The organism is Actinomycetospora sp. 2LY8.5, assembly GCF_057180585.1.
Genome location: NZ_JBXUHE010000001.1, coordinates 197,156 through 208,918, shown reverse-complemented (window position 1 = coordinate 208,918; position 11,763 = coordinate 197,156). Strand labels below are relative to the sequence as shown.

Annotated in this window: 6 protein-coding genes and 2 tRNA genes; 5 read left to right on the top strand and 3 right to left on the bottom strand. The window is 71.1% G+C overall.

Annotated elements, in window-relative coordinates; genetic code table 11:
• Positions 1-549 precede the first annotated feature (549 nt).
• Entirely contained in the window at positions 550-4,143 is a 3,594-nt protein-coding gene (gene dnaE, locus AC2A1K_RS00990) for a DNA polymerase III subunit alpha (RefSeq protein ID WP_483894437.1), read from the bottom strand.
• Between the two features lie 118 nt (positions 4,144-4,261).
• On the opposite strand from dnaE, the gene AC2A1K_RS00985 reads away from it, so the two are divergent.
• Together AC2A1K_RS00985 and AC2A1K_RS00980 are read left to right on the top strand one after the other, a co-directional pair.
• Positions 4,262-5,218, top strand: coding sequence for a LysR family transcriptional regulator (locus AC2A1K_RS00985; protein ID WP_483894436.1), 957 nt, complete (start codon positions 4,262-4,264; stop codon positions 5,216-5,218).
• Positions 5,219-5,881: 663 nt separating this feature from the next.
• Positions 5,882-6,058, top strand: coding sequence for a hypothetical protein (locus AC2A1K_RS00980; protein WP_483894435.1), 177 nt, complete (start codon positions 5,882-5,884; stop codon positions 6,056-6,058).
• Positions 6,059-6,334: 276 nt separating this feature from the next.
• On the opposite strand, the gene ileS is transcribed toward AC2A1K_RS00980, so the two are convergent.
• Positions 6,335-9,496 carry an isoleucine--tRNA ligase gene (gene ileS / locus AC2A1K_RS00975; protein WP_483894434.1) on the bottom strand — a complete coding sequence of 1,054 codons (3,162 nt, stop codon included), beginning with the start codon at positions 9,494-9,496 and terminating at the stop codon, positions 6,335-6,337.
• Positions 9,497-9,673: 177 nt separating this feature from the next.
• Here ileS and AC2A1K_RS00970 point away from each other — a divergent pair.
• The 3 genes from AC2A1K_RS00970 (at position 9,674) to AC2A1K_RS00960 (ending at position 10,801) form a co-directional block, all read left to right on the top strand.
• Positions 9,674-9,745 (top strand) — tRNA-Gln (locus tag AC2A1K_RS00970).
• A 48-nt stretch (positions 9,746-9,793) separates the two neighbouring features.
• Positions 9,794-9,866 (top strand) — tRNA-Glu (locus AC2A1K_RS00965).
• Positions 9,867-10,015: 149 nt separating this feature from the next.
• Positions 10,016-10,801 carry an alpha/beta hydrolase gene (locus AC2A1K_RS00960; RefSeq protein ID WP_483894433.1) on the top strand — a complete coding sequence of 262 codons (786 nt, stop codon included), beginning with the start codon at positions 10,016-10,018 and terminating at the stop codon, positions 10,799-10,801.
• Here the strand turns inward: AC2A1K_RS00960 and AC2A1K_RS00955 are convergent, their stop codons facing one another.
• On the bottom strand, positions 10,802-11,743 hold the full coding sequence (locus AC2A1K_RS00955) for an EamA family transporter (RefSeq protein WP_483894432.1): 942 nt from the start codon (positions 11,741-11,743) through the stop codon (positions 10,802-10,804).
• Positions 11,744-11,763 lie beyond the last annotated feature (20 nt).

The window sequence follows — 11,763 nt, the reverse complement described above, 5'->3', positions numbered from 1 at the left end:
AGTGCGCGCGACGGTCGGCGTCACGGGGTGGGGGTGACCGTGTCTCTTCTCGCCCTCGCCACGTCTGGGCCCGCCGGGCTTCCAGGACACGACGTACGCGCTCTGGAACGGTCCATACGGTGGACGAACGTCCCTCGCGGAGGCTCGGCGCGGGCGTCGAGCCGTTCCGGACCGGAGACGGCGAGCGGCCCCAGCGAGGCGGGGACGGCCGCCGCGGTGCCCGCCGGCACGGGTCGGCGCGCGCAGATGGTCGACGCCGTGTGGGGCCAGCTGCACGGCCTGGTCGCGCTCGAAGTCCAGGGTCACCTCGGCTGGACGGGCACCGACCGGCGGATGTCGTCGAGGCGCCGCCGACCGGCTCGCCGACCGTGTCGAGGAGGAGGTTCGCCCCGGGCTCGGCGGAGTCGGGTAGCTGGGATTCTGGTCGCGTGATCCTGAGGGTGGGTCCGTGGGCAGGCGTGGTTGTCCGCCGGAGTTCCGGCGCGAGGTCATGGACTTGGTCGAGTCGGGTCGGCCCGTTGTCGACGTCGCACGGCCCTCCCGCGCCGGTCACGATCGGTGGGGCGCTGCTCGACTGGTCGTGATGCCGGGGATGCCGCGTAGTTCGGCGGTCAGGGCGGCGGTGACGCGGACGAAATGGCGGTCGAGGGCCCAGTGGCTGATCGAGCCCTGGTGGCCCAGTAGCTCGAGCCGGACTGGGGTGGGGCCGGGGTGGGCCTCGAGTGTTCGGCCGAGCTCGGTGATCGTGTCGCGGTTGAGACGGGTGGCGTCGGCGCGGAGGTGGAGCGGTTCGTCGTCGGTGGTGAGCTCGATGGCCGTGATCGCTCCCGCGACGATGGACATGCGCTCTTCTCGCCGGTTCACGCGGCCTGCGACGACGACGCCGATGTCGTCGGTGAGCTCGGCGTGGACCCCGGCGTAGGTGCGGGGGAATACGAGGACCTCGGTCGCTGCGTCGAGGTCCTCGACGGCGAGGATCGCCCAGGGCTCGCCCTTCTTGTTCACGCGACGCTCGATACCGGTGATCAGGCCGGCGAGGGTGATCTCGACGCCTTGTCGGGGGTTCGAGGCGAGGAGGGAGCCGATGGTGGTGGGTGCGTGGCGGCGCAGGCTGGCCTCGGTCCCGTCGAGCGGATGGCCCGAGACATAGAGGCCGAGCATCTCGCGTTCGCAGGCGAGTAGGTCAAGGCGGGGGTACTCGTCGCCGCTGATGGTCAGGTGTGCCAAGAGTGAGACTCCGGGTCGGGTGGGATCGTCTCCGTCATGGACATCCGGGTGGTTGCCGTCGTCGTCACGATGATCGTCGAATAGGTCGTACTGGCCGCGGTCGCGTTGACGTCGAAGGGTGGCTACGGCGTCGACGGCCGCTTCGTGGATGTCGTGGAGTCCGCGGCGGGTGTGGCCCATGGCGTCGAAGGCGCCGGCATGGATCAGTGAGGCGATCACGCGGCGCTGGCACACAACGGGCTCGGACTTCTCGAGGAACTCGGGGAACGAGGTGGCTTTCCCGAGCCGGGAGCGGGTGTCCAGGATGGAGTCGACGACGGGCCCGCCGATGTTGCGGATCGCGCCGAGCCCGAACCGGATGTCGTCACCGACCGCGGCGAAGCGCGCGGCGGACTCGTTGACGTCGGGCGGGAGCACGGTAACCCCACGACGGCGGCACTCGGCGAGGTAGATGGTCGACTTGTCCTGTTTGTCCCCGACCGAGGTGAGCAGGGCGGCCATGTACTCGGCGGGGTAGTTGGCCTTGAGGTGCGCGGTCCAGTAGGAAACGAGGCCGTAGGCGGCGGCGTGGCTCTTGTTGTAGGCGTAGCCGGCGAACGGCAGCACGGTGTCCCACAGGGCACGGACGGCATGGTCGGAATATCCGTTCGCGGTCATCCCGGCGTGAAAGCCTTCGTACTCCTTCTCGAGGACCGATTTCTTCTTCTTGCCCATGGCGCGACGCAGGACGTCGGCGCGGCCCATCGAGTATCCCGCGACGGCGCGAGCGATGTGCATGATGTGTTCCTGGTAGACGATCAGCCCGTAGGTGTCGGCGAGGATCTCGGCCAGCGGTGCAGCGAGCTCGGGGTGGATCGGCACGACGTCCTGGCGACCGTTCTTGCGGTCGGCGTAGTCGTTGTGCGCGTTCATCGCCATCGGACCGGGCCGATAGAGGGCGCTGACGGCGACGATGTCGTCGAAGCAGGTCGGGCGCATGCGCCGCAGCAGGTCGCGCATCGCACCGCCGTCGAGCTGGAAGACGCCGAGCGTGTCGCCGCGGGCGAGCAGCTCGTAGGTGGCCGGATCGTCCATCGTCAGGGTGTCGAGGTCGACGTGGTGGCCGCGGTTGGTGTGGATGTTGTCGATGGCGTCGCCGATGACGGTGAGGTTGCGAAGCCCGAGGAAGTCCATCTTGAGCAGCCCGACCGACTCGCAGGAGGGGTAGTCCCAGCCGGTGATGAGCGCGCCGTCGTCGCGGGCCCACAGCGGGACGGTGTCGATGAGGGGGTCCTTGGACATGATGACCGCGCAGGCGTGGACGCCGGCGTTGCGTACCAGACCCTCGAGTCCGCGCGCGGTGTCGAACACGGTCCGAGCCTGCGGGTCGGCGGCGAGCCGAGCGCGGACCTCCGCGGCCTCGGGGTAGCGCTCGTGGGTGGGGTCGACGATCCCGGCCAACGGGATGTCGACCGCAGCGACCGGCGCGGGCAGGGCCTTGGTGATCTCATCGGCGAGGGCGAAGCCGGATTGGCCGAAGTGCACGCGGGCGGCGTCCTTGAGCGCGGCCTTCGTCTTGATCGTGCCGAAAGTGATGACCTGGGCGACGCGGTCGGCGCCGTAGGCCTCGGTGGCGTAGCGGATCATCTCCCCGCGACGGCGGTCGTCGAAGTCGATGTCGATATCGGGCATCGAGGCGCGCTCGGGGTTGAGGAACCGCTCGAAGAGCAGCTTCTGCGGGATCGGGTCGATGTTGGTGATGCCCAGTGCGTAGGCCACCAGCGAACCGGCGGCCGAGCCCCGCCCTGGCCCGACGCGGATGCCGACCTCGCGGGCGTGGTCGATGAGGTCGGCGACGATGAGGAAGTAGGCGGGGAAGCCCTTGTCGATGATGACAGCGAGCTCGGTCTCGAGGCGTTCGCGGTACCCGGCGGGGGTGGCGTCGCGGAAGCGCCACATCAGGCCTTGCTCGACCCGGTGGCGCAGCCAGCTGGCCTCGTCGTAGCCCTCGGGCACCCCGAAGACCGGCATCCGGTCGCGGTGGGCGAACACCTCGGCGTAGGCGTCGGCGCCGACCCGCTCGGCGACCAACAGGGTGCTGTCCGCGGCGCCGGGGACCTCGCGGTCCCAGTAGTCGCGCATCTCGGCCGCCGAGCGCAGGTGATAGCCCGAGCCGTCGAACCGGAACCGGGACGGATCGGAGAGAGTCTTGCCCGACTGCACGCACAGCAGGGCGGCGTGGGCGTCGGCCTGCTCGGCGGTGACGTAGTGCGCGTCGTTGGTAGCCAGCGGGGCCAACCCCAGGTCGCGCCCGATCTCCAGGAGACCGTCGCGCACGCTGCGCTCGATGGGCAACCCGTGGTCCATCAGCTCGAGGAACACATTCGCCCGCCCGAACACCTCGACCAGCGCCCCGGCCGCGGCGCGGGCCTCGCGCTGGTGGCCCAGCCGCAGGCGGGTCTGCACCTCACCCGACGGGCAACCGGTGGTGACCACGATCCCCTCGTGGTGCTCGGACAGGAGCTCGTGGTCCATCCGCGGCTTGCGATAGAACCCCTCGAGGCTGGCCACGGACGAGAGCCGGAACAGGTTGCGCAGCCCGGTCGCGTCGACGGCGAGCATCGTGAGGTGGGTGTAGGCGCCGGCACCGGAGACATCGTCGCCGCGCTGCTCGGGGCGCCCCCAGAACATCGGCTTCTTCACGTGCCGGGACTCGGGCGCCACGTAGGCCTCGATCCCCAGGATCGGGGCCACCCCGCCGGCCACCGAGGCGCGGTAGAACGCGTCCGCCCCGTAGAGGTTGCCGTGATCGGTCATCGCCACTGCAGGCATCTCGTGGCGCGCAGCCTCCGCCACCAGCGCGTCGACCTTCGCCGCCCCGTCGAGCATCGAGAACTCGGTGTGGACATGCAGATGGACGAACGACTCCACTCGCACTCCCCGTCAACGACCCACAGCTCGACCGACGTCGCGAGCATCGCGTTCCTGGGATCGCGACGTCCAACAGCCGACACGACTCCGAGAACAACCATCGGTTGTGGAATAATCTTGTCTCGTGGACCTCGATATCGGTGCCGTCCGGGCCTTCGTTGCCGTCGTCGATCGTGCACATTTCGGTGACGCGGCATTCGACCTCGGTATCACTCAACAGGCCATCTCGAAGCGGATCGGGAAGCTGGAGTCGCTCCTCGGTGCGCGACTGCTCGAGCGCGGGGCCGGTGGTGCGGTGCCCACCGCCGCGGGACGAATCTTCTTGAGCGAGGCCCGGATCGTCCTGACCGCTGTGGATCGGGCCTCGTCCTGTCTGCGGTCGCGCCGACCGCTGCGTGTCGACGTACTCCGCACTCGCCTGGCCCCGTCCGGCATGCTTCAGGAGTTCCACCAGCAGAACCCCGACGTAGATATCGAGGTCGTCACCTCCGACGGACTGCGCAGCGCCGTTCCGGCCCTCCGCGAGAACCGGATCGACGCCGCCTTCGCCCGCCCCGGCGCCTCCCTCCCCGACACCGTCCGGGTGATTCCCGCCTACCTCGACCGACTCACCCTCGCGGTGGGCGAACACCACGAACTCGCCCACCGCGCTCAGATCACCCCAGCTGAACTCTCCGGGCGCACAGCATGGATGCCGGGTAACGCATACGGCAGTGAATGGGCCGGCTTCTACGACGCTCTCGCGCAGCAATTCGACCTCACCATCGATACACGAGGCCCAAACTTCGGCATCGAGTACCTGCTCGGCGAACTAGCTCGTAGTCGCGAGCGAATGAGTTTCCTCGGGCCGAGCATCAAGGTCCCGACTCGTGGAGATGTCATACAGGTGCCGATTTCTGACCCTGCCCTCGTCTACCCGTTCGCATTACTGTGGGACGAGATGTTCGAGCATCGATCGCTTCCCCGACTCCGCACCTGGGCTAGCGAGATGTTTGTCGCGAGCAAGCCCGAGAACTTCTGGGTTCCGGCGTGGGACCGTCGTTGGCTGGCGACGACGCGGTCGAGGGCGAGCTCCAGGTAGGCGGTGTTCCTGCAGATGATCGCGTCGACCACCAGCGACAGGCACATCGCCTGACCGGTCTGGGCCTCGCGGTGAACGTGGCGTCCTCCTCGCGCAGTCTCCCACCGCCCGGTGTCGATCACGTGGGTGGCCGGCTCCCACCGGGTGGTGTCGCTGGTGGGTCACGGTGGCCACCGACACCGCGTCGATCGGGTCGGACTTCCGGGCGTGACCGGTGTTGAGCAGCCGCGCTCGAGCGGCGAGCTTGGCCGGCACGTCGAGCACCGGCTCGCCGGCGGCGGCCACGCCCTGGGCGACGCCCCGCCCGCCGAGGTTGTGCCCTACCTGCTGCCGGCCGGTACGGAAGCGAAGCACTTCTCGCGCCTGGGCATCGAGTGCTTCGAGTCCGCGCCACTCCGCCTCCCGCGCGGCTTCGACTCCCCGGCGGTTCCACGGCGTGGACGAGCGCGTGCCCGTCGACGCCGTGCGGTTCGGCACCGACGTGCGCGACACCTTCTTCGACCTGTGCTGATCCCCGCCGCCGTCGCCGACCGTCTCGACCACGAGGTGTTCCATGCTGCGAACGTCGCCTGCCGATGGAGGACACACGAGCCGGGGCGGCCTCGGAATCCCGCGACGTCGCCGGCGCGAGGTCGATGGAAAGCCCGGCGCGACGACAACTCGGTGCGGCTGGTGCTCGCCGACCACAACATCCGGCTCCGCGAGGGCATCGCCCGGATGTGCCGGCAGGAGCCGGACCTGCAGGTGGACGGTCAGGTCGACCCCGGCGAGCTCGGGGGCACCAAACCGGTGCCGGACCGCCGCGGCGACGGCGGCAGCCCTGCCAGCCGGGGCCGCTGATCCTGCTCGACGCTCACACCCGGAACGCCAGAACTCACCCGGGACAACGCCGGCCGGGAAACCCCAGTTCAGGCCCCCACACCACAGGTCACAGAGCGGTAACGATCCCGACCGCGGGCTGATCGCCTCTGCGGCGAGCGCGTGGCGTTACGGACACTGAACGTCTGCGACGCCACGCCGCTGACACTCGCCGACCCCGGAGCCGGCGAGCGCGTGACATGACGGACGCCCACCGTCGGCGCCCGCCCACCGCGGACAGCGCGGACGACGCGCCCGTCACGCCTCCGTCGGGGTGATCGCGACGGCGAGCGCGAGGTCGTCGGAGCGGGCCGCGGAGTCACCGTTCACGGCGCCCTCGGTCATCGACACCGCCAGGACCTCCTCGGCGATCGTGCCGGCGTGCGCCCGCACCGCGTCGGCGACGTCGGCGCGCTCGGCGGCCCAGGTCAGGGCGATGCGGTCGGACACCTCGAGGCCCCGGGTCTTGCGGGCCTCCTGCACCACGCGCACCACGTCGCGGGCGAGCCCGGCGGCGCGCAGCTCGTCGGTGAGCTCGGTGTCGAGGCCGACCGACAGGCCGCCCTCGCTGCGCACCGCCCAGCCCTCGCGCGGGGTCTCCTCGACGAGGATCTCGTCACCGGAGAGCGTGATCTCCTCGCCGTCCACGACCACCGTCAGCGTCCCGTCGACCGGCGCCGCGGTGGACGCCTTCACCGCCTCCGCGACCACCGGGGTCTGCTTGGCGAAGCGCTTGCCCAGCGCGCGGAAGTTCGGCTTCACGGTGACCTCGACGAGATCGGAGCCGGCGGCCTCGACCCGGCCGACGTTGAGTTCCTCGGCGATCTCGGCGAGCAGGCTCGCGTCCAGCTCGGCGAACCCCGGCGCGGCGACGACCGCGCGGGACAGCGGCTGGCGCGTGCGCACCCCGCTGGCCGCCCGCGTCGAGCGGCCCAGCTCGACGATGCGCTGGACGAGCGCCATCCGCTCCGCGAGCCCCGGGTCGACGGCGGCCTCGTCGGGCACCGGCCAGTCGGCGAGATGCACCGAGTCCGGCGTGTCGTCGACGGCTCCCTCGGCGACAGGGCCCTGGAGCAGGGTCCACAGGTAGTCGGTGGCGAACGGCGTGAACGGCGCCATGAGCCGCGAGAGCGTCTCGACGCAGTGGTGCAGCGTCGCCAGGGCCGCCGGCTCGCCCGCCCAGAAGCGGCGACGCGAGCGGCGCACGTACCAGTTCGACAGCTCGTCGACGAACGCCGAGATCGCGCGCCCGGCGCTCGAGGAGTCGAAGTCGTCGAGCGCGCGGGTGACCTCCCCGACGCAGGTGGCCAGCTCCCCGAGGACCCAGCGGTCCATGGGGTGGTCACGGGGGACCGGCTCGCCCGAGGGCTTCCAGCCCGACGCGTTCGCGTACGTGACGAGGAACGACGCGGTGTTCCAGTAGGTCAGCAGGATCTTGCGGACGATCTCGCGCAGCGCCTCGTGGCCGACGCGCCGGTCGACCCACGGCGAGCCCTGGGCGAGCATCAGCCAGCGCACCGCGTCGGCGCCGTGGGAGTCGAACAGCTCGAACGGGTCGAGCACGTTGCCCAGGTGCTTCGACATCTTGCGGCCCTGCTCGTCGAGCAGCAGACCCAGGCAGACGACGTTCTCGTAGGACGACCGGTCGAACACGAGCGTGCCGACGGCCATCAGCGAGTAGAACCAGCCGCGGGTCTGATCGATCGCCTCGCAGATGTACTGCGCGGGGTAGGCCGCCTCGAAGTCGGCCTCGTGGTGGTGCGGCGCGCCCCACTGGGCGAACGGCATCGCGCCCGAGTCGTACCAGACGTCGATGACGTCGGTGACGCGGCGCATCGTGCCGGTCCCCGACGGCGCGGGGAACGTGATGTCGTCGACGAACGGGCGGTGCGGGTCGAGCTCGCCGAGGTCCTCGCCGGCCCAGCTCGAGAGCTCCGCCAGCGACCCGACGCACACCATCTCCGACGGATCGGCGTCGTTGCGCCAGATCGGCAGCGGCGTGCCCCAGTACCGGTTGCGCGAGAGCGCCCAGTCGACGTTGTTCTCGAGCCACCCGCCGTAGCGGCCGTGCTTGATGTGCGGCGGGTACCAGTTCGTCCGCTCGTTCTCCTCGACCAGCCGGTCGCGGATCGCGGTGGTGCGGATGAACCACGAGGGCAGCGCGTAGTAGATCAGCGGCGTGTGGCAGCGCCAGCAGTGCGGATACGAGTGCTCGTAGGACTCGGAGCGCCACAGCACGCCCCGGCTGCGCAGTTCCTCGACCAGGGTCGGGTCGGCGGCCTTGAAGAACATCCCCCCGATGAGCGGGACGTCGGCGTGGAAATGCCCGTCCGGCCCGATCGGATTGACCATCTCGAGGCCCTCGGCCTTGGCCACGAGGTGGTCCTCGGCGCCGAAGGCCGGCGCCATGTGCACCAGACCGGTGCCGGCGTCGGTGGTGACGTGGTCGCCGTGGACGACGCGATGCGCCCTGCCGTCGGAGCCGAAGCGCTCGCCGGAGATCAGGTCCAGCGGACGGCGGTAGTGGCTGCCCAGGAGGTTCGCGCCGGTGGTGCGGTCGGTGACCTGCGTGCCCTCGCCGAGCACCGGGAGCAGCTCCTCGGCGACGACGAGGTCGTCACCGTCGGCGGTGGTCGCGCGCACGTAGGCGATGTCGCGGGCCACGGCGACGGCGGTGTTCGAGGGCAACGTCCACGGCGTCGTCGTCCAGATCAGCAGGTCGGCGCCCGCCCACGGGCCGTCGGTCAGCGGGAAGCGGACGTACACCGAGGGGTCGACGTCGTCCTCGTAGCCGAGCGCGACCTCGTGGTCGGACAGCGGCGTCTCGTCGCGCGGGCAGTAGGGGGTGACGCGATGGTCCTCGACGAGCAGACCGTCGTCGAAGATCTTCTTGAGCGACCACCACACGCTCTCGACGTAACGCGGGGCCATGGTCAGGTAGGCCTCGTCGAGGTCGACCCAGTAGCCCATGCGCTCGGTCATGGCGGCGAACGCCGACACGTTGCGCAGCGCCGACTCCTTGCACGCCGCGTTGAACTCGGCGATGCCGTAGGTCTCGATGTCGGCCTTGCCGGTGAAGCCGAGCTCCTTCTCGACGGCGAGCTCGACGGGCAGGCCGTGGCAGTCCCAGCCGGCGCGGCGCGGCACGTGGTAGCCGCGCATCGTCTTGAACCGGGGGAAGAGGTCCTTGAACGCGCGGGCCTCGACGTGATGGGTGCCGGGTTGGCCGTTGGCCGTCGGCGGACCCTCGTAGAAGATCCACGGCTCGCCGTCGGCGGTGCGCTCGAGGGTGCGACGGAACACGTCGCGGTCGGCCCAGCGGGCCAGGACCTCGCGCTCGATCGCGGGCAGGTCCACGCTCGCGGGCAGGGGTGCGAACGCGGGCTTGCCCGCGGATCCGGGGGACGGCTGAGAGCTCACGTCTCGATCTTCCTGGTCGTGCGGTAGCCCAACTCAGCCAGGCTACCGGGGACCACATCGCGGTTCTGAGCAGCGGGCCCGGGGCCGCTCCGGGGGGTGTCGAACCGGGGCGCGGGCATGTCCTAGACTGGTGGCGTCATCGGGCAGGACGCGCCGCGTCACGCTCGGTGATCGTCTTGGGGTATGGTGTAATTGGCAACACGGCTGATTCTGGTTCAGTTGTTCTAGGTTCGAGTCCTGGTACCCCAGCTGCGATCGGTGGCGGGCAGCGATCTAGAGTCTCCACCGTTCTCCTAGGGCCCCGTCGTCTAGCGGCCTAGGACGCCGCCCTCTCAAGGCGGTAGCGGGGGTTCGAATCCCCTCGGGGCTACATCACGAACGCGGCGTACCGGTCTGGCGGTGCGCCGCGTTCGTCGTTTCGGGAACCTCCTCGACGTGGCGCGCAGCCAGCCCGTACGGTCCGCCCGTGATCTGAGCACTCCTCGCCCGACGCCGGCCCGTCCACGAAGGAGTGCTCCCTTGCCCTCGATCACCTACGTCCTCGTCCACGGCGCGTTCGCCAACGCCTCGCACTGGGGCCCGGTCGCCCGTGGTCTCGTACTGCGGGGCCACCGGGCGGTCGCGGTCGACCTGCCCGGTCACGGGCTGGACGCGCGCCCCACCGGCATGGCCGGCATCTCCACCGCCGACGACGTCGCGGCCGTGGTGGCCATCGTGCGCGCGGCGCGGGAGCACGGGCCGGTGGTGCTCGTCGGCCACAGCCGGGGCGGGATGACGGTCACCGCGGTCGCGAACGCCGTGCCCGAGCTGCTCGAGCACGTCGTCTACGTCTCGGCGTGGTGCTGCGTCGACGCGGGGCCGTCGACGTACCTCGCGGAGACCGGGCCGTCGGCGCTGGACCTGCTCGCGCCGAGCCTGATCACGGCCGACCCCGCCGAGGTCGGCGAGCTCCGGGTCGACCTCCACACGACCGACCCGGCGGCGCTCGACGCCCTCCAGGACGCCCTGCTCGCCGACGGCTCGCGCGCCGAACTGCTGGCGGTGCTCGCGGCGATGGACGTGCGTGAGGCGCTCGCGATCGACGAGGACGCCGTGCGCGTGGACCCGGCGGCGTGGGGCCTGCTGCCGCACACCTACGTGCGGCTCTCGGCGGACCGGGCGATGCTGCCGGCGCTGCAGGACCGGTTCGTCGCCGAGGCCGACGTCGCCGTGGCGCAGCCGTTCACGGTGGTCGACGTGCCGACCTCACACGTCGGGATCCAGCTGTGGCCGTCGCGGTTGGTGGAGGTGCTGGCGGGCCTGTGATCAGCCGGCCGGCGGCTCGGCCCACCGGATCAGCGCGATCGCCGCGACGACGAGCACGCCGCCCGCGACCTGCGTCGCGGTCGGCTCCTGGGACACCAGCCACCAGGCGCCGAGCACCGCGAAGAGCACTTCGCTCAGGCCCACGAACGACGCCAGCCGCGACCCGAGGCGCCCGACGGCCGCGATCCCCGTGAGGTAGGCCAGCGCCGTCGACAGCGTCGCGACGAGGACCACGCCGACCCACCAGGGCGCGGTCCACCCGGCGAGGTCGACCGGGGTCGTGTTCGCGTTCAGGGGCAGCAGGCCGACGAGGCCGACGAGCAGGACGACGGCGGTGCCGACCAGGGCGCCGCCGGCGGTGAGCACCAGCGCCGGGGGACCGTCGTCCCCGCCGGCGTCGGCCGAGAGGCGGAAGTACGCCGCCAGGCACACCGCGGCGCCCAGGCCCCACAGCACGCCGACGACGTCGACGTCCGCCCCGCGTCCGACGTCGAGCACGAGCCCGAGGCCGACGATCGCGAGGGCCGCGCCCACCAGCGTCGCCGGACGGGGCGTCGCGGCGGTGCGTGCCCACGTCCAGGCGAGCAGCAGGACCGGGGCGGTGTACTCGATGAGCAGCGCGACCCCGACCGAGAGGTGGCCGACGGCGCTGAAGTAGCAGACCTGCGCCCCGGCCAGCGGGACCACGCCGTACACGACGACCGGACGCACGTGGCGTCGTCGCAGGTAACGGCCCCGCGCCGTCATGACCGCGAGCGGCACCACGAGCAGGAGCGCGGCCCCGCCGAGGCGCCCGACCACGACCGCGAGCGGCGACCACCCGGTGGTCAGCAGCGCCGCGGCGAACGGGCCGGCGAGCCCGAAGGAGAAGCCCGACAGCAGCGCGACCGCGAGACCGGGCGCGGTGCGGGCGCGTCGCTGCTCGACGCCGGGGTGGCCCACGGTCGGTGATCAGAGCAGGC